22 protein-coding genes are annotated in these 22,078 nt (G+C 73.2%); 10 read left to right on the forward strand and 12 right to left on the reverse strand.

Translation table 11 applies throughout. The features are described from left to right. Window positions 1-6 precede the first annotated feature (6 nt). Both AB0C19_RS19755 and AB0C19_RS19760 read right to left on the reverse strand, forming a co-directional pair. Complete coding sequence (locus AB0C19_RS19755; RefSeq protein ID WP_357187248.1) at window positions 7-828, reverse strand: DUF1206 domain-containing protein; 822 nt, start codon at window positions 826-828, stop codon at window positions 7-9. A 59-nt stretch (window positions 829-887) separates the two neighbouring features. Then, a complete protein-coding gene (locus AB0C19_RS19760; protein WP_357187251.1) occupies window positions 888-1,253 on the reverse strand; it encodes a hypothetical protein in 366 nt (121 codons plus the stop codon). A 96-nt stretch (window positions 1,254-1,349) separates the two neighbouring features. On the opposite strand from AB0C19_RS19760, the gene AB0C19_RS19765 reads away from it, so the two are divergent. Both AB0C19_RS19765 and AB0C19_RS19770 read left to right on the forward strand, forming a co-directional pair. Further along, the gene (locus AB0C19_RS19765) at window positions 1,350-2,576 is read left to right on the forward strand and encodes a cysteine desulfurase-like protein (protein ID WP_357187254.1); all 1,227 of its coding nucleotides are present in this window, start codon (window positions 1,350-1,352) and stop codon (window positions 2,574-2,576) included. Beyond that, entirely contained in the window at window positions 2,573-2,860 is a 288-nt protein-coding gene (locus tag AB0C19_RS19770; protein WP_196922212.1) for a GNAT family N-acetyltransferase, read from the forward strand. The genes AB0C19_RS19765 and AB0C19_RS19770 overlap by 4 nt, the downstream gene beginning before the upstream one ends. A gap of 9 nt (window positions 2,861-2,869) precedes the next feature. Here the strand turns inward: AB0C19_RS19770 and AB0C19_RS19775 are convergent, their stop codons facing one another. Then, window positions 2,870-4,360 (reverse strand): glycoside hydrolase family 3 N-terminal domain-containing protein, encoded by a 1,491-nt coding sequence (locus AB0C19_RS19775; RefSeq protein ID WP_357187259.1) that lies wholly within the window; start codon window positions 4,358-4,360, stop codon window positions 2,870-2,872. 217 nt (window positions 4,361-4,577) lie between these two features. Here AB0C19_RS19775 and AB0C19_RS19780 point away from each other — a divergent pair, with 217 nt between their 5' ends. From AB0C19_RS19780 to AB0C19_RS19795, 4 genes are all read left to right on the forward strand, one after another. Continuing rightward, entirely contained in the window at window positions 4,578-4,703 is a 126-nt protein-coding gene (locus AB0C19_RS19780) for a hypothetical protein (protein ID WP_255750123.1), read from the forward strand. Window positions 4,704-4,791: 88 nt separating this feature from the next. Further along, window positions 4,792-5,742, forward strand: a complete 951-nt coding sequence (locus tag AB0C19_RS19785) for a TIGR03557 family F420-dependent LLM class oxidoreductase (protein WP_357187263.1) — start codon at window positions 4,792-4,794, stop codon at window positions 5,740-5,742. A 73-nt stretch (window positions 5,743-5,815) separates the two neighbouring features. Beyond that, window positions 5,816-7,447 carry a RecQ family ATP-dependent DNA helicase gene (locus tag AB0C19_RS19790; RefSeq protein WP_357187266.1) on the forward strand — a complete coding sequence of 544 codons (1,632 nt, stop codon included), beginning with the start codon at window positions 5,816-5,818 and terminating at the stop codon, window positions 7,445-7,447. Between the two features lie 88 nt (window positions 7,448-7,535). Continuing rightward, on the forward strand, window positions 7,536-8,039 hold the full coding sequence (locus AB0C19_RS19795; protein WP_238677252.1) for a hypothetical protein: 504 nt from the start codon (window positions 7,536-7,538) through the stop codon (window positions 8,037-8,039). Here AB0C19_RS19795 and AB0C19_RS19800 read toward each other — a convergent pair. Then, the gene (locus AB0C19_RS19800; RefSeq protein WP_357187477.1) at window positions 8,029-9,618 is read right to left on the reverse strand and encodes an MFS transporter; all 1,590 of its coding nucleotides are present in this window, start codon (window positions 9,616-9,618) and stop codon (window positions 8,029-8,031) included. The genes AB0C19_RS19795 and AB0C19_RS19800 overlap by 11 nt on opposite strands. A gap of 82 nt (window positions 9,619-9,700) precedes the next feature. Between AB0C19_RS19800 and AB0C19_RS19805 the strand changes: the two genes are divergently transcribed. Then, window positions 9,701-10,462: a TetR/AcrR family transcriptional regulator gene (locus tag AB0C19_RS19805; protein WP_357187270.1), complete on the forward strand. Its 762-nt coding sequence runs from the start codon at window positions 9,701-9,703 to the stop codon at window positions 10,460-10,462. A 9-nt stretch (window positions 10,463-10,471) separates the two neighbouring features. Then, window positions 10,472-11,506 (forward strand): helix-turn-helix domain-containing protein, encoded by a 1,035-nt coding sequence (locus tag AB0C19_RS19810; protein WP_357187273.1) that lies wholly within the window; start codon window positions 10,472-10,474, stop codon window positions 11,504-11,506. A 157-nt stretch (window positions 11,507-11,663) separates the two neighbouring features. Here the strand turns inward: AB0C19_RS19810 and AB0C19_RS19815 are convergent, their stop codons facing one another. The 8 genes from AB0C19_RS19815 to AB0C19_RS19850 are packed head-to-tail and all read right to left on the reverse strand — an operon-like array spanning window position 11,664 to window position 20,342. After that, complete coding sequence (locus AB0C19_RS19815; RefSeq protein ID WP_357187276.1) at window positions 11,664-12,647, reverse strand: DNA topoisomerase IB; 984 nt, start codon at window positions 12,645-12,647, stop codon at window positions 11,664-11,666. Beyond that, entirely contained in the window at window positions 12,631-13,584 is a 954-nt protein-coding gene (locus tag AB0C19_RS19820; RefSeq protein WP_357187279.1) for a glycosyltransferase family 9 protein, read from the reverse strand. Before AB0C19_RS19820 ends, AB0C19_RS19815 begins: the two co-directional genes overlap by 17 nt. Then, window positions 13,581-14,282 carry an SDR family oxidoreductase gene (locus tag AB0C19_RS19825; protein ID WP_357187282.1) on the reverse strand — a complete coding sequence of 234 codons (702 nt, stop codon included), beginning with the start codon at window positions 14,280-14,282 and terminating at the stop codon, window positions 13,581-13,583. Before AB0C19_RS19825 ends, AB0C19_RS19820 begins: the two co-directional genes overlap by 4 nt. Beyond that, window positions 14,279-15,739: a PfkB family carbohydrate kinase gene (locus tag AB0C19_RS19830; protein ID WP_357187285.1), complete on the reverse strand. Its 1,461-nt coding sequence runs from the start codon at window positions 15,737-15,739 to the stop codon at window positions 14,279-14,281. Before AB0C19_RS19830 ends, AB0C19_RS19825 begins: the two co-directional genes overlap by 4 nt. 40 nt (window positions 15,740-15,779) lie before the next feature. Then, window positions 15,780-16,496 carry an SIS domain-containing protein gene (locus tag AB0C19_RS19835; RefSeq protein ID WP_357187480.1) on the reverse strand — a complete coding sequence of 239 codons (717 nt, stop codon included), beginning with the start codon at window positions 16,494-16,496 and terminating at the stop codon, window positions 15,780-15,782. Continuing rightward, window positions 16,493-17,710: a glycosyltransferase gene (locus AB0C19_RS19840; protein WP_357187288.1), complete on the reverse strand. Its 1,218-nt coding sequence runs from the start codon at window positions 17,708-17,710 to the stop codon at window positions 16,493-16,495. Before AB0C19_RS19840 ends, AB0C19_RS19835 begins: the two co-directional genes overlap by 4 nt. Further along, complete coding sequence (locus tag AB0C19_RS19845; protein WP_357187291.1) at window positions 17,695-18,669, reverse strand: glycosyltransferase; 975 nt, start codon at window positions 18,667-18,669, stop codon at window positions 17,695-17,697. The genes AB0C19_RS19840 and AB0C19_RS19845 overlap by 16 nt, the downstream gene beginning before the upstream one ends. Then, complete coding sequence (locus AB0C19_RS19850) at window positions 18,666-20,342, reverse strand: HAD-IIIA family hydrolase (RefSeq protein WP_357187294.1); 1,677 nt, start codon at window positions 20,340-20,342, stop codon at window positions 18,666-18,668. Before AB0C19_RS19850 ends, AB0C19_RS19845 begins: the two co-directional genes overlap by 4 nt. A 156-nt stretch (window positions 20,343-20,498) precedes the next feature. Between AB0C19_RS19850 and AB0C19_RS19855 the strand changes: the two genes are divergently transcribed. Then, complete coding sequence (locus AB0C19_RS19855; RefSeq protein ID WP_357187297.1) at window positions 20,499-20,945, forward strand: SRPBCC family protein; 447 nt, start codon at window positions 20,499-20,501, stop codon at window positions 20,943-20,945. After that, window positions 20,942-21,943 carry an SDR family oxidoreductase gene (locus tag AB0C19_RS19860; RefSeq protein WP_357187300.1) on the forward strand — a complete coding sequence of 334 codons (1,002 nt, stop codon included), beginning with the start codon at window positions 20,942-20,944 and terminating at the stop codon, window positions 21,941-21,943. The genes AB0C19_RS19855 and AB0C19_RS19860 overlap by 4 nt, the downstream gene beginning before the upstream one ends. Window positions 21,944-22,078 lie beyond the last annotated feature (135 nt).

Genomic DNA, 22,078 nt, shown 5'->3' on the forward strand with positions numbered 1-22,078 from the left:
ACCAGCTCAGACCTTGCGGTACCGGGACTGGAGGAAGCAGTAGACGCCGAAGGCGGCGATGCCGAGGGCGACGAGGGTCAGCAGGAACATGCCGTACGACTGCTCACGCAGGGCGTGCAGCGCGGCGTCCAGACCACGGGCCTTCTCCGGGTCGTAGTTCACCGCGGCCACGATGACCAGCAGACCGGCGATGCCGTAGGCGACGCCCTTGGCGATGTATCCGGCCATGCCCAGCCGGCGGGCGAGCTGGCGGGTCTTCGGGCTCATCTCGCCGGTCTTGAGGTGCTTCTCGAACTTCTTGCGGGCGCCGTAGATCACCAGGCCGATGCCGATCGCGGCGACGACCAGGCCGGCCAGGCCGACCAGCCAGCGACCACCGCTGGAGGTCATCAGCTTGCCGGTCAACGCCTCCTGCTGGTCGGCGCTGTTCGATCCGGCGTCCTTGAACACCTTGAATGCGGTCCAGGCGAAGTAGAGATAGACGATGGTCCGGCCGGTCGAGGCGAGCCGTTCCATGACCCGCTCCTTGCCGCGCTCGGCGCGGTGCCCGACCGCCGCCTCCAGCGCCTGCCAGATCGCCATCGCGAGCAGGCCGACAGCGACGGCGATGACCAGGAACTTGCCGAGGGGCTGTGCGGAGAGGGTACGCAGCGCGCCGGACTGGTCGCCGTCGTCGGACGACGTGCCGAACGCGATCTGCAACGCCAACCAGGCGAAGAGGAGGTGGACGATGCCGTAGCCGATGAAGCCGGCCCGGGCGAGGAGTTCCAGCCACCGGCTGTCCGCCGTTCGGGAGGCGGTGGCTTCGGCGCTACGGGTGAGTGACATGGCGTCACAATCTCCGATTCTGAAGATTCCCAAACGTCGGCCACCGCCGCCCGCCCGGATCAGCTGCCCGGGTTGCGCGCTACGCGGATCTTGACCTGCTGGTCGGTCACGCTGTCCAGGGTGACAGCGAAGCCCCCGGCCTCGGCGGCCTGCTGGCCGGTGGTGAGGGTGAGCTGCTCACCGGCGACCTCGACGGTCACCTGGTCACCCTCGGCGCCGACCAACTTGGCCTCGACGCCCAGGATGGTGGTCCTCGCGTCGACACCCCGCTCGAAGGTGACGGTGCAGGCGTCCACCGAACAGTCGGTGGAGGCGCCCTGGGAGCTGCACCCGGCGAGCACGGCGAGGCCGAGCGCCAGACCGGCGAAGAGACCGGCGGCGCGGCGGACGGAGGGAATGGGCATGGTGGCGGGTCGGTTCGTCACCTCGCCAAGAGTACGAGACATCCGCGAGGACACCGCCCAACGGTGATCACCTGGCGGCCGACCAGCGTACGAGGCGCACCGGCTAGGGTCCGGGACATGCCGTTCGACATCGCCCGCACCCGGGCCGCGTACCCCGCCCTGACCGAGGGCTTCGTCCACTTCGACGGTGCCGGCGGCACCCAGACCGCAGCCGGTGTGATCGACGCGGTCACCGACGCCATGCGGTCGGCGGTCGGCAACCGCAGCGCCGCCTTCCTCCCGGGCCGCCGGTCGTTGGAGCTGGTGGCCGAAGCACGCTCGGCGGTGGCCGACCTGCTCGGCGCCGACCCGGCCGGGGTGGTGCTCGGCCCGAGCGCCACCGCGCTGACGTACACCCTGGCGCGCACGCTCGGCGCGGCCTGGCGCCCCGGTGACGAGGTGGTGGTCTCCCGGCTCGACCACGACGCGAACGTGCGGCCGTGGGTGCAGGCCGCCGAGGCGGCCGGCGCGACGGTGCGCTGGGCCGAGGTCGACCGGCACACCGGTGAGCTGCCCGCGGCCCAGTACGCGGACCTGGTGGGTGAGCGGACGCGGTTGGTGGCGGTGACCGCGGGTAGCAACGCCATCGGCACCATGCCGGACGTGCCGGCGATCGCCAAGATCGCGCACGCGGTCGGCGCGTTGGTCTACGTCGACGCGGTGCACTCGGTTCCGCACGGACCGACCGACCTGGCCTCGCTCGGCGCCGACGTGCTGGTCACCAGCGCGTACAAGTGGTCCGGCCCGCACCTGGCGGCGATGGTGGCGGACCCGGCCCGGTGGGCGGCGTTGCGCCCGGCGAAGCTGGTGCCGTCCTCCGACGCGGTGCCGGACCGGTTCGAGTACGGCACGCCGAGCTTCCCGCTGCTGGCCGGCGTGGCCGCGGCGGTGGATCACCTGGCGGGGCTGGACCCGGACGCGGTCGGGGACCGGCGGGCCCGGCTGCGGGCCGGGCTGGCCGCCGCCCAGGCGCACGAGGAGGCACTGCTGGAACGGCTGCTCGCCGGGCTGGCGCAGCGGCCGGCGATCACCGTCTACGGCTCGCCGGCGCGGCGCTGCCCGACCGTTTCGTTCCGGGTCGCCGGGATGTCCCCGGCGGCCACGCAGGAGGCGTTGGGCGCCGCCGGGTTCTGCCTCTCCGTCGGCGACTACTACGCCTACGAGTACTTCCAGCTGATGGGTCTGCGCGACAGCGGCGGCGCGGTGCGGGCCAGCATCTACCACTACAACACGGCCGACGAGGTGGACCGGTTGCTCGGCGAACTCGACGCGCTGGCCGAGCGGGCGGGGAGAATGGCCGGATGAGCACCCTGGTCGAGGACAACCCGGCGAAGCACCGCTTCGAGATCCTTGTCGACGACGCGCTGGCCGGCTTCACCGCGTACCTGCCGCGCGGGGAGGTCCTGGTCTTCACCCACACCGAGGTGGACCGGGGTTTTCAGGGCAAGGGGGTGGGCGGCACGCTGATCCGCGGCACCCTGGACCAGCTCCGGGCACGCGGCACGAAGCTGGTGCCGCAGTGCCCCTTCATGGCCGCGTTCATCGACAAGCACCCCGAGTACGCCGACCTGGTCGCCGACCTTCCCTAGCGCGGGCCGTCAGCGGGCGCCGGTGAGCACCTCGGCGGCGGCCTGCCCGCTGGCCCGGGTGGCGCCGTGGGTGGCCAGGTGCACAGCCCCGGTGACCAGCTCGGGCACACCCAACTCGACCACGACCGCGTCCGGCCGGGCGGCCAACGCGCGGTGCACGGCGTCGCGCATCCAGTCGTGCCGGTGCTGGTCGCGGACGACCAGGACCAGGGGGCGGCTGCCCGCCCCGGCGCCCGGGTCCGCCGGCACGTCGGGTTCGGCGTAGCGGACCGTGCTGGTGCCGGGCAGCAGCTCGGTCAGCGGGCCGCCGATGCCCCACGGGGTCTCGGCGCCGATGGCGATGTTGCGCAGCGGCTCGAACTCGACGACGTGTGCCGCGCGGGTCAGGGGCAGCGCGACAGTTGTGCCCGGGGCGGCGGTGACCCGGACGGCCCGGCGGGCCGCGACCAGGCCGACGTCGGCGGCGGCGCGCGCTCCGGCCGAGCCGGCGCTGCGGGCGGCCACCGTCCAGGCGGCGAGTTGACCGACGCGCTTGGCGGCCTCGGCGAGACGTTCCTCGGGCAGCTCGCCGGAGATGACGGCGGCGACGATGGCGTCGCGCAGCTCGCGGGCGGCCTGCTCGTCGGCCCGTTCGCCACCGATGCAGATGGCGTCGGCCCCGGCGGCGAGGGCGCGGACCGTCGCCCCGGCGAAGCCGTACCGGTCGGCGACCGCGCGCATCTCCACCGCGTCGGTGACCACCACGCCGGAGAAGCCCATCTCGTCGCGGAGCAACCCGCCCAGGATGCGCTGACTCAGCGTCGCCGGCAGGTGCGGGTCGAGCGCGGGCACCAGCAGGTGACCGGTCATCACCGCCTGCACCCCGGCGGCCACGGCGGCGCGGAACGGGGCCAGTTCGCAGGCGTCCAGCCGGTCCCGGTCGGCGGTGATCCGGGGCAGGTCGTGGTGTGAGTCGACCCGGGTGTCGCCGTGCCCGGGGAAGTGTTTGGCGCAGGCCGCGACGCCGCCGGCCTGGAGCCCGCGGACCCAGGCGGCGGTGTGCCGCGCCACCAGCGCCGGGTCGGCGCCGAAGGAGCGGACGCCGATCACCGGGTTCGCCGGATTGGAGTTGACGTCGGCGTCCGGGGCGTAGTTGAGGGTGACCCCCGCCCTGGCCAGCTCGGCGCCGAGGTCGCGAGCGACGGCCTCGGTCAGCTCCGGGTCGTCGACAGCGCCGAGGGCGAAGTTGCCGGGCCGGGAACTGCCGTGCACCGACTCCAGCCGGGTGACGTCGCCGGCCTCCTCGTCGATCGCCACCATGACGTCCGGCCGTTCGGCGCGCAGCGTCGCGGTGAGGGCGGCCACCTGCTCGGTGTCGACGACGTTGCGGGCGAAGAGCACCACCGAGCCGAGACCCTCGCCGAGCCAGCGGCAGACCCATGGTGGTGGGGTGGTGCCGACGAAGCCGGGTTGCAGGACGGCGGCGGCGAGCGCCGGGAGGTGCCCGTTGGTGGTTGTCACGCCGCCCCCTCGCAGTGATCGATGTCGATCACCGGCGACGGTGCGCCCCCGTCGATCCGCTGGTTGCGCTCGCTCATGCGGCCCCCGTACCCCATCTCTCGCGCGCCCTCGGCGCACCGCCACCGGCAGGCGGTCCTGCCATGGTCACACTGAGCGATTCAATAGTCAATAAACCTTACAGTTGCCTGGCGGCCCGCTCCCCGGGGAGAGTGCGGGGATGGATCCCGTCCTGCTGGCCGACGCGACGAGCCCGGCCGACATCCCCGGCGTACGCCTGCTCGGCCTGGTGGTCGGCGCCCTGCTGCTCCTCGCCGCGATCCGGGCGATGTTCGGCCGACGCTGACCCGCCCCGCGTCGCGGACCGGTGTGACCGCGCTCCGCCGGGGTACGGCTCTCCCCATCAGCAGGTCCGCGTGCCGAAGGGGTAAGCCATGAAGATCGGATATTTTCTGTCCAGTGAGGAGTTCACTCCAGCCGAGTTGCTGGAGCAGGCGCGCGGTGCCGAACGGGCCGGCTTCGAGGCGCTGTGGATCTCCGACCACTACCACCCCTGGGTGGACGCACAGGGCCAGAGCCCGTTCGTCTGGTCGATGATCGGCGCGCTCAGCCAGGTCTGTTCGCTGCCGGTGACCACGGCGGTGACCTGCCCGACAGTGCGGATCCACCCGGCCGTGATCGCGCAGGCGGCGGCGACCAGCGCGGTGCTGCACGGTGGGCGCTTCGTGCTCGGCGTCGGCACCGGTGAGGCGCTCAACGAGCACATCTTCGGCGACGCCTGGCCGCAGGCCGACGTCCGGCTGGAGATGCTGGAGGAGGCCGTCGAGGTGCTGCGCGCCCTGTGGGACGGCGGCTTCGTCAGCCACCACGGCAAGCACTACACAGTGGAGAACGCGCGGATCTACACGCTGCCCGACACCCCACCGTCGATCTACGTCTCCGGCTTCGGCCCGAAGGCCATCGACCTGGCCGCGCGCATCGGTGACGGCTACGTGAGCACGATGCCCGACGGCGAGATGGTCCGGCGCTTCCGCGAGAACGGCGGCGGCGACAAGCCGTGCCAGGCCGGCTTCAAGGCGGCGTACGCGGACAGCGAGGAGGAGGGGTTGCGCATCGCGTACGAGCGCTGGCCCAACGCGGGGGTGCCGGGTGAGCTGTCCCAGGTGCTGCCCTCGCCGCGGCACTTCGAGCAGGCCGCCGAGTTGGTCAGGCCGGAGATGCTGAAGGAGGCGTTCGTCTGCGGCAACAGCGTCGACGCGCACCTGGAGATGATCGACCAGTACGCCAAGGCCGGCTTCGACGAGGTGTACGTGGCCAACACCGGCCCGCACTACCAGGGTCTGTTCGACCTCTACCAGCGCGAGGTCCTGCCCCGCCTGCGTTGAGCCGACGATCAACGGGCCCATGATCGTCCGAATGCGTTTCGGCGGTCATGGGCTCGGGTACCTCCGGCCCTCGATGAAACTGTCCACGCACTCGATGACGTTGCGCCGCGCGGCCCGCAGCCTTTTCGGCTGGAAGGCGCTACGGCCCAACCAACTGGCCGCCATGCGCGCCGTGATGAAGCGACGCGACGCCCTGGTGGTGTTGCCCACCGGCGCCGGCAAGTCGGCGATCTACCAGATCCCGGCGAGCCTGATCCCCGGCCCCACAGTGGTGATCTCCCCGCTGCTGGCCCTCCAGCAGGACCAGATCGCCTCCCTCAACGAGCGGCAACGCCCGGAGCTGCGGGCGGTGCGGATCAGCTCGAACGAGTCGCCCACCCAGCAGGCGGAGGCGATCACCGAGATCCGCGAGGGGCGGGCGGAGTTCCTCTTCATCACCCCGGAACAGCTCAGCAACCCGGACCGGATGGCCGAGGTCGCCGCGCTGAAGCCGGCCCTGGTGGCGATCGACGAGGCGCACTGCATCTCCGCGTGGGGGCACGACTTCCGCCCCGACTACCTGGCCCTCGGGCACCTCATCGACGGCATCGGCCGACCGCCGGTGGTCGCGCTGACCGCCACCGCCTCCCCTCCGGTACGCGACGACATCGTCGCCCGGCTGCGGCTGCGCGACCCGGAGGTGGTGGTCTCCGGGCTGGACCGGCCGAACCTGTTCGTCGAGGTCGCGCACTGCCCCACCGAGGACTACCGGTGGCGGCGACTGATCGCGCTGCTGAGCGACGACGAACGGCCCGGGATCATCTACGTGCCGACCCGGCGCGCCGCCGAGGAGTTGGCCACCCGGTTGACCGACGCCGGCTACCCGACGCAGTTCTACCACGGTGGGATGGCGGCCGGCGCACGCCACGAACTGCACGAGGCGTTCCTCGCCGACCAGGTCCCCATCATGGTGGCGACCTCGGCGTTCGGCATGGGCATCGACAAGCCGAACATCGCCTGGGTGGTGCACATGGCGCTGCCCGACTCACCCGACAGCTACTTCCAGGAGATCGGCCGGGCCGGCCGCGACGGGCAACCAGCCCGGGTGCTGCTGCTCTGGCAGGCCGAGGACGTGGGCCTGCAACGGTTCTTCAGCGGCGGCCTGCCCGACGTCGACGAGCTGCGCGACCTCGCCGCGCTGCTGCGCCGCAAGCCGGCCACCAAGACCGAACTGCGCGAGACCACCGGCCTCGGGCCACGCAAGCTGGGCCAGTACCTCTCCCTGTTGGAGCAGGTCGGGGCGGCCGAACCGCGCGCACGACAGCGCATCGGCGCGCCCCGTTACTCCCCCACCCCGACCGACGCCGCCGCGGCGGCGCTGGCCGAGGCGGAGCGCCAGCAGACGGTGACCCGGTCGCGCACCGACATGATGCGGGCCTTCGCCGAGACCCGGGCCTGCCGGGGGCAGACCCTGCTGGCCTACTTCGGCGAGCAGATGACGCAGGTCTGCGGCCACTGCGACAACTGCCACAACGGCACCAGCGTGGCCGACCAGGGCGCTGTGGGTCCGTTCCCGGTGCACAGCCAGGTGCGGCACCCGGAGTGGGGGTCCGGCATGGTGCTCTCCTACGAGGAGGACAAGATGACGGTCCTCTTCGAGGAGGTCGGGTACAAGACGTTGTCGGTGCGCGTGGTGTCCGAACAGGGCCTGCTGACCCTGGACTAGCCTGACCCGGGCGCCGGTTTCGGGCCCGGTGGATCGACCAACCAGAGCATCGATTGACCAAGCAGAGCAGGGCGGAAGGGGCGTTGTCGTGATCGAGCAGCCGGCGTACACCGGGTTCGGTTTCTCCGACGAGGAGTGGGGGTTGCTGGTCGGCCTGCCGCAGTCGGTGCTGACCGCGGCGAGCGCCGCCGAGTCCGACGGCACCCGCCGGACCATGGCGGAGAACGCGGCCGGGCTGGAGACCATCGCCGCCGGCCGGGAGTCGGCCAGCCCGCTGGTCGCCGCCGTGGCCGGCGAGATCGTCACCCGTGTCGGTGACCCGGACACCGGCGAGGAGTTGCCGGCCATTGCGCCCGCCGACCCCGGGGCGTACATCGACGACGTGCTGCTGCGGGCCGGCGAGGCCGGCGCGTTGCTGGCCGCGCGGGTCGACGAGGGCGAGGCCGGCGCGTACAAGCACTGGCTCGTGAAGATCGCCGAGCAGGTGGTGGGCGCCGCGTCCAGCGGGGGGTTGCTGGGCATCGGCGGCGAGTCGGTCAGCGACTCCGAGCGGCGTTTCCGCGACCGGCTCGCGCACGTGCTCATCGACTGACCGACGACAACGACGTGTCGGCCGGACCGGTCGGCTCGACGGCCAGCGCCGTGGAGTCGGCCGGCCGGATGCCGCGCAGCGCGACCAGCGCGGTGACCGCGCCCAGCAGCATCACCGCCATGGCGGCGTACGCGGCCAGGTGCAGCCCGTCGGTGAACGCGACAGCGGCGGCGTGCCGCACCGCGTCGGCCAGATCCGCCGGCAGCCCCTGGGCGACCGCGAGCGCACCGCCCAGGGTCTCCTGGGCCGCGGCTTCGGCGTCGGCGGGCAGGCCGGCCGGCAGGCCGTCGACAATCTCGCTGCGGTAGACCGCCGCGCCCACGCTGCCCAGGATCGCCATTCCCAACGCACCGCCCAGCTCGCTGCTGGACTCGGTCAGCGCCGACGCGACACCGGCCTGCTCCGGCGGCGCCGCGCCGAGGACCAGCTCGGTGACGAGGGACATCACCATCACCAGGCCGCCCGCGTAGACACTGGCGCCGACGAGCAGCAGCCACAGCGGCGTCTCCGGCGTGACCCGGGTCAGGACCACGAAGCCGACCACCGCGATCCCGAACCCCGCACCGATCAGGTACGCCCGTTCGACGCGCTGGGCCAGGGCGGCGGCGGCTGGCGCGATTCCACCCACGGCAAGGGACGGCACGAGGCTCCACAGCGCCGCCCGCAGCGGGCTCAGGCCGAGCACCAGTTGGAGGTGCTGGGTGGTGAAGATGGCGAAGCCGACGATGGCGAACATCGCCAACAGGTTCACAGCGAGCGACCCGGCGAAGCCGCGACGGCGGAACAGCGCGAGGTCGACCATCGGGTACGCCCGGGTCCGCTGCCGGTGCAGGAACAGCGCCCCCACCAGCAGACCGCCGACGATGGCGAGCACCCGCACCGGGCTGAGGCCGTCGCGGGCCATCTCCTTGATGCCGTAGATCACCGGCAGCAGGGCGCCGAGCGACAGTGCGGCGCTGACCAGGTCGAACCGCCCGGTCGCCGGGTTGCGGAACTCGGGCACCAGGAGCGGGGCGAGCAGGAGCAGCATCAGCATCGCCGGGATGTTGATGAGGAAGATCGAGCCCCACCAGAAGTGCTCCAGCAGGATGCCGCTGAGCACCGGACCGATCGCGATGCCGCCGGTGAGGGTGGCGGTCCAGATGGCGATGGCGGTGCCGCGCTGCTTGGCGTCGTGGAACATGTTGCGCACCAGGGCGAGCGTCGAGGGCATCAGGGTGGCCCCACCGACGCCGAGCACGGCACGCGCGGCGATCAGCGTCGCGGTGCTGTCGGCGTACGCGGCCAGCAGCGACGCCGCCCCGAACGCGATGGCGCCGATCAGCAGGAGCCGGCGTCGGCCGATCCGGTCACCCAGGGCACCCATGGTGATGAGCAGCCCGGCCAGCACGAAGCCGTAGATGTCGAAGATCCACAGTTGCTCGGTGGCGGTGGGGCGCAACTCCGCGCTGATGAACGGGACGGCGAAGTAGAGCACCGACACGTCCATCGAGACCAGGAGCAGCGGCAGCATCAGCACCGTGAGCCCGATCCACTCCCGCCGGCCCGCTCGCGGTGCCGGTGTGGTGGTGATCATCATGGTCACTTCCCCTTCTGCGTATGTCGTACGCTGTTATGCGTAGACCATACGCAGAACTAGGATGGCGGGGCAAGGAGGACATGTGGCGGCGAAGACAGACGACAGCGGGCCCGTGCTCCCGGCGTCCATCGAGAGCGCGTGGGGGCTACGGGAGCGACCACCCAAGGGCCCCCGGCCGGGAATGAGCGTGCCCGCCATCGTGGACGCCGCCGTACGCGTGGCCGACGCCGACGGCTTGGCGGCCGTCTCGATGAGCCGCGTGGCCAAGGAGTTGGGCGCCGCGACCATGGCCCTCTACCGGTACGTCGGCTCGAAGGACGAGCTGCTCATGCTCATGGTGGACACCGGGTACGGCCCACCCCCCGGACCGCCCGCGCCGGAGGACGACTGGCGCGCCGCCCTCACCCGGTGGGCCTGGGCCGAGCACGAGGCACTGCGGCAACGGTCCTGGCTGCTGCACGTGCCGATCAGCGGCCCACCGATCACCCCGCAGCAGCTCGGCTGGATGGAGGACGGGCTGCGCTGCCTCGACGGCACCGCGCTCGGCGAGGGCGAGAAGATGTCGGTGCTCCTGCTGATCACCGGGTACGTCCGCAACGAGGCCACCCTCACCTCGCAGGTCGCCGAGGGCGGCCGGGCGGCCGGCGTCGAGCCCAGCGAGATGATGCCGGCGTACGGCCGGCTGGTGGCCCGACTCATCGACCCGGCCCGCTTCCCCGCGCTACACCGGGTGCTGAGCGCCGGCGTGCTCGCCCAGGACGACGACCCCGACGACGAGTTCACCTTCGGCCTGGACCGGATCCTCGACGGCGTCGAGGCGCTGATCCGCCGCCGAACGGGCTGAGGGAGTTCCATGCTGCCGAGAGACACCATCGACACCCGGGTCCTGCCACCGGGCGAACGGTTCGGCATGTGGCTGGACCTGGTGGCGCGCACCTCGGTGCCGCTGCGCATGCAGTCCGCGCACACCGACGACTTCGCCGCCCGCGCCGACTTCATAGCGCTCGGCCCGATCCAGTTGGTGCAGTACGAATACCCGTCCCTGGATGCCACCCGGACCCCGAAGCTGGTCCGTCAGGCCGACCCGGAGCTTTACATCCTCGCCCTCACCACCGGCGGCATCGGCACGTCCAGCCAGGGCGGCCGCCGCAGCGAGATTCTGGCCGGCAACTTCACCTTCTACGACGCGTCCCGGCCGCACGACGTCTGTCACCACGCCACCGAGCCCAACCGGGACCAGGCCAGCTCGATCGTCACGATGATCCCGCACTCCGCCCTGCCACTGCCACCACAGCGGATGGCCGCGCTCTACGGGGGCCAGATGTCCGGCAGCGAGGGGATCGGGGCGCTGCTGGCGCAGTTCCTGCTCCAGGTGACAGGGCACCCCGAGCAGTACCATGCCGCCGACGCCAGCCGGCTCGGCGCGGTGGGGCTCGACCTGGCCACCACAATGCTCGGCCGGCACCTCGTCGCCGAGGACGCCGTACCCACCGAGGTCCGCCGCCGCGCGCTGCTCACCCAGGTGCAGTCGTACATCCACCGCCACCTCGGCGACGCGACGCTCGGCCCGCAGGTCGTCGCCGACGCCCACCACATCTCGGTGCGGTCCCTGCACCGGTTGTTCGAGGCCGAGGACGCCACTGTGGCGTCGTACATCCGGGATCTGCGGCTCGCCCGGTGCCGGCGGGACCTGACCGACCCGGCGCTGCGCAATCAGCCCGTGCAGACCGTCGCGGCGCGGTGGGGGTTCCCCGACAAGGCCCACTTCAGCCGGGCATTCCGGGCCGCGTACGGCACCACCCCGCAGGAACACCGCGACGGTGGCTCGGATTTGGCGCGGATCGTCAACCGCCAGGCGTCTACTGTCAACTCGCTGCCGGCAGACTGACACCAACGCGGCCGGCCATCACCTGGTGGGCCGCCAACGGGGGCCGTGGCGAGGCGCCCGCCGCCCTCGCGCGGCGGGCGGCCGCCCGGTGGTACCCCGCTGACGCCCGAGGCTCCGGTCCCGTCGCGCTTCCCCCCAGAATCGCCGACGGGGCCGGTCAGGACTTCTCCAGCAGCTCCAGGACGACCCGCTCCGCCTCCTCGCGAGGCGCCCGCGGATCCAGCGACGCCACCACCCCGTCGTGATAGAGGTCGACCACCCTCGGGTCCACGTAGGACGCCCGAGCCACCGTCGGCGTGTTGCCCAGCAGCTCCGCCACCGCACGCATCACGGCGACCACCGCCTTGCGTCGGGCGGTCACGGAGCGGGCCGGACCGGCGGTGGCCAATTCGGTGGCCGCGAGCACTGTCGCGTGCCAGGTGCGGAAGTCCTTCGCGGTCATCTCCCCACCGCTGGCATCGCGGAGGTAGCCGTTGACCTCGTCGCTGCGCACGTCGCGCCACTCCCGGCCGTCCCAGTAGCCGAACAGCCGCTCCGCCCGTCGCCGACGACGGCGCAGATTGGCCAGCACCTGGCACAGCTCCGGGTCCTCGATCCGGCGTACCTGCTCGATGCCCCCCTTCGCGGGAAACACGAGCACCACGCAGCCGCCTCGGGACCGGGCATGCTCGGGGCGCAGGGTGGCGACCCCGTACGTCGGGTCGTCGCCGGCCGCGTACTGGTCGCTGCCGACCCGGAACATCCCCATGTCCAGCAGTCGGGCCACAGTGGCCAGCACCCGGTCCCGGCCCAGTCCACGCCCGTCCAGGTCGCGGCCCACGCGCTCACGCAGCGCCGGCAGCCGCCGGGCCACCTCCAACACGCGGTCGAACTTCGCCTCGTCCTGCTTCTCCCGCCACCGCTGGTGGTAGACGTACTGCTTGCGTCCGGCCGCGTCGATTCCGATCGCCTGGATGTGCCCGTTCGGGTGCGGCGCGATCCACACGTCCTGCCAGGCCGGCGGGATGACCAACTCCCGCAGCCGGGCCAGGACATCCGGATCCCGCACCGGAGCCCCGGAAGGGTCGACGAAGAGCCAACCCCGTCCGCGCCGACGCCGTCCGTACCCCGGTCGACCCGGGTCGCTACGCCGCAACCGCACCGGAGACCCGCACCACCCTCTCCACCTCGGCCACGGCGGCCAGCACCTCGTCGAGGCGTAGAGCCGCCATCGTCGGGTGGCTTCCTACCCCGTCCCACCTGGGCCAATCCACCTCGCCGGCCCAGAGCACCCGGTGCCGTGGCCGGTCCGGTGGAGGCCCCCAGTGCGCTGGTGGCACCGGCCCGAAGAGGACTACCGACGGGGTGCCGTACCCGGTGGCCAGGTGAGCGACGCCGGTGTCCCCGCTGACCACCAGCCGGGCGTCGGCCACCAGCGCGGCGAGCGCGCCCAGGTCGGTCCGGCCGGCCAGCACCGCGTCCGCGCTCAGGCCCGCCGCCTCGGCCACCCGGGCCGCCAACGCCCGTTCGTCGGCCGAGCCGGTGAGCAGCACCCGGTGCCCCTGGTCGGTCAGTGCCCGGGCCAGCGCGGCGAACCGCTCGGCGGGCCACCGCTTGGCCGGGATCTTGCTGCCCGGGTGCAGCAGTGTGACACCGCTGGGCAGCCCCGCCGAAGCGGGCCGACGCAGGCTGAGGTCGCCGCGGTCGGCCGGGATGTCGTACCAGGACAGCAGCCGGCACCACCGGTCCACCTCGTGCTCGTCGACTGCCCAGCGCGGGCCGTCGGCGCAGCCGGCGTCCGGGCTGGCGAAGGCGAGCAGCCGACCGGGCCCCGTGGCCGCGAGCAGCCGGTGCGACTGCGGGCCGCGTCCGTGCAGGTTGACAGCGATCCACGGGGCCGACCCCACCCGGAGAGGGCGATCCAGCCCTGCGGTGTCCACCAGCCGGTCGACGCCACCGACCAGGTCGACCAGCGGTGCCAGCCAGCCGGGCGCGGCGAGCGCCAGCTCCCGCGACGGGTACGCGGCCCGCAGCGCCCGCAGCGCGGGCACCGCGGTCACCAGATCGCCGACGCCGAGGGCGCGCAGCACGAGGATCACGGGTACGAGGTTTCCTGCTCGGCGCAGACCACCATCTCGCGCACCGCGCAACCGGGCGGCTGGTTGAGCGCGAACATGATCGCGGCGGCGGTGTCGGCAGGCTCGTTGAGGTTCGCGTCCGGCCCCGGCTTGTACTGCGGGTCACGTTCGTCGAAGAACGCGGTGCGCATTCCACCCGGGATGAGCAGGGTGACGCCGACCTGACCGGCCAGCTCGGCGGCGAGGGCTCGAGTGAACCCCACCACGCCGAACTTCGCGGCGCAGTACGCGGTGGCGTCGCTGACCGCCTTGACGCCCAGGGTGGAGGCGACGGTGACGATGCGGCCTCGGGAGGTCAGCAGGAACGGCAGCGCGGCCCGGATCACCGCCGCGGTGGCCAGCAGGTCGACGGCGACGATCCGGTCCCAGGTCTCCCCGGGCAGATCGGCGAGTCGGCCCGGCACGTCGGTGCCGGCGGCGGTCACCACGGCGTCCAGGCCACCGGCCTGCTCGGCGAGGTGCTGGGTGGCCACCTCGGCGGCTCGCGTGTCGGCCAGGTCGCACTCGGTCCAGGACACCCCGTCGACCGGCGGCTGGCGGTCCAGCACGAGCGGTCGGCCACCGGAGGCGGCCACAGCGGCGACCACAGCGGCACCGAGGCCGCTGGCGCCGCCGGTGACCAGGACCGTGGGCCCGGCGCCGGGCCGCGTGGCGGTCATCGGGTCCGCTCCGCAAGCGTGCGGACGATCAGGTCGGTGGTGGAACGACCGTCCAGATAGGGCACCACCACTGTGTTCCCACCCCAGCGGCGCAGGACCTCCGCCTCCGGCAGTGTGGCGCTCGCGTCCCCACCGCCGGTGGCGTAGTCACCGCCCTTGACCCACACGTCGGGGCGCACCCAGGACAGCGCCGTCTCCGGGGTCGGCTCGTCGAAGATGAGGACCGCGTCGACGCAGCTCAGGGCGGCCAGCAGTCGGGCGCGGTCAGCCTCGGACTGCACCGGCCGATCCGGTCCCTTCAACCCGGCCACGCTGGCGTCGGAGTTCAAACAGACGATCAGGCAGTCGCCGAGCTGCCGGGCCGCCTCCAGGGTGGCCACGTGCCCGGCGTGCAGCAGGTCGAAGCAACCGCCGGTCGCCACGACGGTGCCACCCGCGGCGCGTACCTCCCCCAGGAGCGTGGCCACGGCGGCTACTCCCACCCGGTCGGCCACCGCAGCACCTCGTGGTACCGGCCTGAGGGTTCGCGGCCCCGGCGCACTCCTGGCCCGCACCGCAGGCGCCGACGGAGGCAGGGCGGTGGCCACTCCCCCACCGGCCACGAACGCGGACGCCTCGGCGACCGCCACCTGCACCGCCTCGGAGACCAGCGCGCCATGGGCCAGTGCGAGGCTGGCCGCCGCAGCGAACCGGTCGCCGGCACCGCAGGTGTCCCCCTCTGCGCTACCCGGCGTCGGCACCACCAGCGGCGTCGACCCGGCGTGGCAGAGCAGCGCGCCGTCGCCGCCCAGCGTCACGGCGACCGCGCCAGCCCGCCAGCGCCGCCGCAGCCCCTGGGCGCCCCGGGACGCGGTGGCCAGTCGGGAGGCGCCGGGCAACGCGGGGACCAGCTCGCGCACCTCGGACTCGTTCGGGGTGGCCAGGTGTACGCCGGGCACGGCCGCCGGGCCGCGCGGATGCGGGTCCCACACCACCGGCGCGCGGGTGGCGGCCAACGCGTCGCGCAGCGCGGGCTGCCGGGCCACCCCCCGGCCGTAGTCGCTGACCAGCACCGCCGACGCCGCGGCGATCACCCGGAGCACCTCGTCGGAGGGCTGACCCGGCTCCCCGGACGTGCCGCCCCGGTCGTGGCGCAGGAGCACCCGCCCCCGGGCCCGCAGCCGGATCTTCTCCGGCGTCGCGCCGGAGAGGGCCAGTGGGTACACCTGCACGCCGGCAGCCGCGAGCAGAGCGCTCAGCCGGGCCCCGCCGGCGTCGTCGGCGAGCGCTGTCACCAGCACCACCTCGGCGCCCTGCGCGGCGGCGAACACCGCCGCCAGCCCGGCTCCCCCCGGCCGGTCGGTGGCCACGGTCTCGTCGAGCACCGGGACCGGGGAATCCGGGCAGAGCCGGTTCACCACACCTTCCACATCCCGGTCGAGCAGGGTGTCCCCGAGCACCACCACCGGTCCCCTCACGCTTGCCTCCTCATCCTCACGCGTCGACCCGCTGTCCGGCTCACGCGTCGATCTGCTGTCCGGGCCCGCCGTCGAGCACCACCTCGACCCCGCTGCGTACCGGCGCGGCAGGCAGCCGACCGGCCGGTGCGGGCTCGCCGGGCGCGGGGGGGACGACCGCCGGATCGGCGGCCGCCGCCAGCGCGGCGGGCAACTCCTGTTCGAGGTACTCGCAGAGCAGATGACTGGTCACCAGGTGCAGCTCCTGGACGACCTGGGTGTCCGGGGACGCGACGGCCAGCACGTCGTCGCAGGCGTCGGCGAGCGGATTGGGAGCGGCGCCGGTGAGCGCCCAGGTGGTCACCCCGACGTCGCGGGCCGCCTGCGCGGCGGCGACCAGGTTGGGGCTGGTTCCGCTGGTGCTCAGCAACAGCAGGATGTCGCCCGGGCGGCCGTGGGCGCGCACCTGGCGGGCGTACACGTCGGTGTATCCGTAGTCGTTGGCGATGGCGGTGAGCGCGCTCGTCTCGGCGTGCAGCGCGATCGCGGAGAGCGGCTGACGGTCGTCGTGCAGCTTGCCGACCAGCTCGGCGGTGAGGTGCTGGGCCTCGGCTGCGCTACCGCCGTTGCCGGCCACCAGCAGGCGAGCACCGGCCGCCAGCCGGTGGGCCAGGTCCGCGCCCCAGCGCGCCAACTGTCGCTCACACAGTCGGTACGGCACCAACGCCGCCGCGAGATTCGTCAGGTGGGTGTCGAGCAGGCTGCCCGCCGGCATCAGGCCACCACCCGGGTCGGCCGGCGCACGGCGGCCACCTCGCTGTAGACCTCGACCAGCCGCTCTGCGGTCGCCGCCCACGAGTACCTCTCCCGGGCCCGCTCACGCGCCGCCGTCGCGTACGCGAACCGCCTGATCCGGTCGTCGAGCAACCCCTGGATCGCGGCGGCCAGCGCGCGTGGGTCCCGGGCCGGCACGAGGTCACCTGTCGTCCCGTCGACAACTGTGTCCCGGATGCCGCCCACGGCAGTGCCGACGACCGGCACCCCACAGGCCATCGCCTCCAGCGGGGTCAACCCGAACGGCTCGTACCAGGGCGCCGCGACCAGCAGGTCCGCCGAGCGGTACCAGCGGCCCATCTCCTCCCGGGGCACCGCGCCGACCAGGTGCACCCGGTCGGCCACCCCGCACGACTCCGCGAGGGCCCGCAGCCGGCGGGCGTACGGGTCGGTCTCCAACAGCCCCTCGGGTGGGCCGCCGACGACCACGCACTCGGCGTCCGGGACCAGCGCCATCGCGCGGATCACGGTCTGGAAGCCCTTGCGCTCGACAAGCCGACCCACTGTGAGGATCCGGGCTCGTCCCGGTTCCCGGTCGGCGGCCGGCCCGAGCGGGGCGAAGGTGGCGAGGTTGACCCCGGAGGGCACCACTGTCATCCGGGACCGGGGCACACCCATCCGGACCAGCTCGCCCACCTCGTCGCGGCACTGCGCGACGATCCGGTCCACCGAGCGGCCCAGCTCCCGCTCGTAGGAGACCCGTCGGGCCGGGCTGGTGTCCTGCACACCCTGGTAGCGACGCTTCACAGTGCCCAGCGCGTGGTACGTCTGCACCACCGGCACCCCGGTCTGCCGCCCGGCGGTCAGCCCGGCCAGGCCGCTCATCCAGAAGTGCGCGTGGATCACCTCGGGCACCCAGTCGCCGCCGCGCCAGCGCTCGATCAGCCAGTTGCTGAACTCCCGCATGTGCGGCAGCAGCGCGTCCTTGGCGACCGGCTCGGCCGGGCCGGCCGGCACGTGCACCACGTCGTACCCGTCCGGGCTGCGGACGGTCACCGGCAGGTCGGGCGCGTCGCGGCGGGTGTAGACCCGCACCTCGTGCCCGGCGGCGGCGAGCGCGGCGGACAGCTCCGCGACGTGCGTGTTCTGGCCGCCGGCGTCCTCCCCTCCGAGGACGGCGAGCGGGCTGGCGTGCTCCGAGATCATCGCGATCCGCATACTTCCTCCTCCAGCAGCCGGTCCCAGTCAGCGAGGAAACGGTCGAGGCCGTACCTGTCGCGAGCGGCGGTTCGCGCCGCCGCTCCGGCCTGCCGCGCGGTAGCCGGTTCGGCGATGAACCGGCGGGCGGCGTCGAGCAGGGTGTCGGTCCGGGTGGCGAGCGCCCCCGCCTCCGGGGGCACCGCCATCACCGCCTCGGTGGTGGCGAGCGCGACGACCGGCATGCCGATCGACATCGCCTCGATGAGGCTCAGCCCGAGGGAGGTCCACCGGCACAGGTGCAGGTACGCCCTTCGCCGGGCCAGTTCGGTGTGCATCCGCTCCTGGGGCACGTCGTCGTGGCTGGTCAGCCGGTCGGCAGGCAGCCCGAGGTGGTCGGCCAGGCCGGCGACGCCCATGCCGAAGACGTCCAGCGGCGCGATCTCGGCGAACTGGGGCAGCAGGTCGGTGCCGGTGACCCGACCTCGCCGTACCGGCTCGTTGATCACCACGGCGAGCCGGTCCAGTTCGCCGGTGTAGGACGCGGAGGGGGCGACGATGCCGTGGTCGACCACTGTGGTGCGGGTGGCGCCGGTGTCCCAGAAGATCTGGTTGAACCCGGTGACGTGGGCGATGAGCAGGTCGTCGCGGTCGGCCATCGGGTGGCGGGTGTTCGGCACGTCGCCCTTGGGGGTGTTGTGCTCGACGTAGATCGCGGGAAGGTCGCGCCCAGGGCGGCGACGAAGCCACTGCTCGGCCCGGTCGATCTCCTCGGGGCGTTGCAGGATGACCATGTCGACGTCAGCGCTCGGCAGCTCCTCCGGGCTGACCTCGACAGCGCTGTCCGGCCACGGGTAGGTGCGGGCCCGGCCGAGGCCGTACGGGCCGCGGTCGGGTGTGGTGGGAATCAGGTAGCGATGGCTGCCGTGCACGAACGACGTGGTCCAGGAGCCGTGCACGTGCCAGAGCAGGATGTTCATCGGCCGCCACCACCGCTGACGGCGAGGGTCCGGAGCGCGTCGACCACGTCGCCCGGGTCGACGCCACTGAGGCAGGGGTGCCCGGGGACCGGGCAACTGGCCGCCCGGGTGTCCCGGCAGGGAGCGGCGGCGTCGCCGAGCCGGACGGTGGGCACCCGGTAGGGCCCCCACTGGCCGAACGGGACGGTCGGCGCGAAGAGACTCACCACCGGCACACCGGCGGCGGCCGCCAGGTGCGCGGGCCCGGTGTTGCCGACCACCACCGCGCTGGCGTCCGCGACGATAGCGGCCAGGCCGGCCAGGTCGGTGCGGCCACCCAGGTCGGTGCCGCCGGCCGCGGCGACCCGGGCGGTGACCGCGCGCTCGTCCGGGCCGCCGGTGACCAGCACCCGGTGCCCGGCGTCGGCCAGCGCCCCGACGATCCGGGTGGCCACCTCGGGCGGGCAGGCCCGGCTCGACGCGGCCGACCCGGGGTGCAGCACCACGTAACCTGGATCGCCGAGGTCGGCCGGGCGCGGCGGCACGGCGTCCCGGCGGAGCCGCAGGACCGGTTCGTCGCCGTCGGGCAGACGGTGGCCCGCGGCGGCGGCAAGGGAGAGGGCACGTTCGGGTTCGGGCACGCCCACCGGAACCCGGTGCCTGATGTCCAGCAGCGAGCCCGGATAGTCGTCGCTGATCGCCGCGATCCGGTCGATCGCCGCCATCCGCAACAGCAGCGCCAGCGGCAGGGCGGACTGGTGGAACGAGGTGAACACCACCGCCTGGTCCGCGCCGACAGCGCCCAGCCGCGCGGACAGGCTCCGCATGGCCTCCGGATCGACCGGCCCAGGGTTGGGGTCGATCCACGGCAGCGGATGCTCAATGATCTCGTCGACGCCGGGCAACAGGTTGGCGGCGGCCCTGCCGCGCGGCCCGCACAGCAGCACCACCCGCTCCGCTCCGGCCGCGACGGCACGGATCGCCGGGCCGGTGACCAGCACGTCACCGGCCGAGTCCGAGCGGACCACGAGCGCCGTCCGTACCGGTTCGGTGGGCGGGGTCGAGGGCTGCACGGCCTGTTGGCGACGCAGGATCTCCGCCACCGCCGCCGGCAGATCGGTGGCCACCCACCCGGCGGCGGCGACCTCCTCCGGCCGGGTCACCGGGGTGGGCACCAGCACCGCCGCGGCCCCGGCGGCCATGGCGGCGCCGACGTCCCGGCCGATGTCGCCCACGAGTACGCAGCGGGACGGCGTCGTGCCCAGCTCGCGGGCAGCGGCGTACACCAGGCCCGGCGCCGGTTTGCGGCAGTCACAGCCGTCGGCGTCGTCGTGCGGGCAGACCAGCCACGCGTCGAACCGGCCCAGCAGCTCCTCGACGCGGGCGTGCACCGCCCGCATCTGCTCACCGGTGAAGTAACCCCGGGCCAGGCCCGACTGGTTCGTGACGACCGCCAGCCGCAGACCGGCCGAGCGCAGCCGGTCCAACGCCGCCCGCGCGCCCGGCACCGGCCGCACCTTCTCCGGGTCGCCGTTGTACGGCACGTCCTCGATCAGGGTGCCGTCGCGGTCCAGCAGCACCGCGTCGTAGAGCACCGCTCGGGGGCTTGCGACAAACCTGGAACCGGCGCGGTCAGCAGCGGCGTACACCTGGGCTGACCTGCGCTGATACGGATCCTCCTGGTCCTGTCGCACAGCCGGCGGGTTCCCTGCGCCCCGAGGAGTAAACGTCGTCGTCAAGGGGGTGGGCCAGCGCCGCCAGCGATGCCCCGGGTCGGCCTTACCCGCCGTCCGAGAGAAGCTAACCCGGTCAGTTGTTAGCCCGTGCCGCGCCCCGGGTATGGGATCCCGGTGGCGATTGTGGAGAAAGTGATCGACGCCTCCCCGCAGCAGGTGTTCGACGTGCTCGCGGACGGGTGGACGTACAGCGACTGGGTGGTCGGCACGGCGCACATGCGGGACGTGGACGACGCCTGGCCCCGGGTGGGCAGCCAACTGCACCACCGTGCCGGGCCGTGGCCGCTCTCCTTGCAGGACGCCTCGACGGTGCTGGTCTGCGAGCCGCCGCACCGGCTCGTGCTCAAGGCCGGGCTCTGGCCGGCGGGCGAGGCGATAGTGGCCTTCACCCTGGAGCCGGTCGGCGACGACGCCACCCGGGTACGCCTCGGGGAGGACTTCGCGGCTGGCCCACTGCGGTGGGTCCACAACAAGATCAACGATCTGGTGCTGCACCTGCGCAACCGGGAGACGCTGGACCGGCTCGCCGACATCGCCACCCGACAGAAGGGGGCCTCGTGACCCGGACCGTTGTGGTGACCGGCGCGAGCGCCGGCGTGGGCCGGGCCGTCGCCCACGCGTACGCGGCCCGCGGCGCTCGGTTGGCGCTGCTGGCTCGGGGCGAGGCGGGTCTGGCCGCCGCCGAGCGGGAGTGCCGGCTGCGCGGCGCGACCGACGTGCGGGTGTACCAGGTCGACGTGGCCGACGCGGGCGCGGTGCAGCAGGCCGCCGACGACGTGGTGCACCGCTGGGGCGGCATCGACGTGTGGATCAACAATGCGATGGCGTCGGTGTTCGCGCCGGCCTGGGAGATTCCGGCGCGTGAGTTCCGTCGGGTCACCGAGGTCACCTACCTGGGCACTGTGCACGGCACCCTCGCCGCGCTGCGGCACATGCGGGCGCACGGGCGGGGCACGATCGTGCAGGTGGGCTCGGCGTTGGCCTACCGGGGGATCCCGCTCCAGTCGGCGTACTGCGCCAGCAAGCACGCCGTCCAGGGGTTCAACGACTCGCTGCGCGCCGAACTGCTGCACGACTGCCCGGCTGTGAAGTTGTCAATGGTGCAGCTTCCCGCTGTCAACACGCCGCAGTTCTCCTGGGTCCGCACCCGGCTCCCCCGGCATCCGCAGCCGGTGCCCCCGATCTTCACTCCGGAACTGGCCGCCCGGGCCATCGTCTGGGCCGCCGACCGCGGCACCAGGGAGCTGAACGTGGGTGGCCCGACCTGGCAGGCGCGGGTGGGCGACGCCCTGTTCCCCGGCCTGCTGGACCGGAAGCTGGCCCGCGACGGCTACGACAGCCAGCAGACCGGTGAGAAGATCGATCCGGCGACCTGGCGGGACAATCTGGATCACCCCGGCGATGCCGACACGGACCGGGGCACGGCGGGTGTTTTCCGCGAACAGGCGCGTAACCGTTCCGCGGCGCTCTGGGTCGGTACGCACAAACCGGCGCTCTCCGGTGTCGCGCTCGCCGTCGCGGCACTCGCCCTCAGCGCTGTCGCTCGCCGTCGACGCTGACCACCACAAGCCTCTGACCAGGGCCTAGACGCCCGCTCCCGGTAGGCGGCGAGGGTCCGCAACGCCCGGAAGGGGTGCCTCCCTCGGACCGAATCCGGGAACTAGATACCCTTTCCATGACCCTTGTCCGCAAAC

The organism is Micromonospora sp. NPDC048842 (assembly GCF_040649935.1).
GTDB classification, from domain to species: domain Bacteria; phylum Actinomycetota; class Actinomycetes; order Mycobacteriales; family Micromonosporaceae; genus Micromonospora; species Micromonospora hortensis.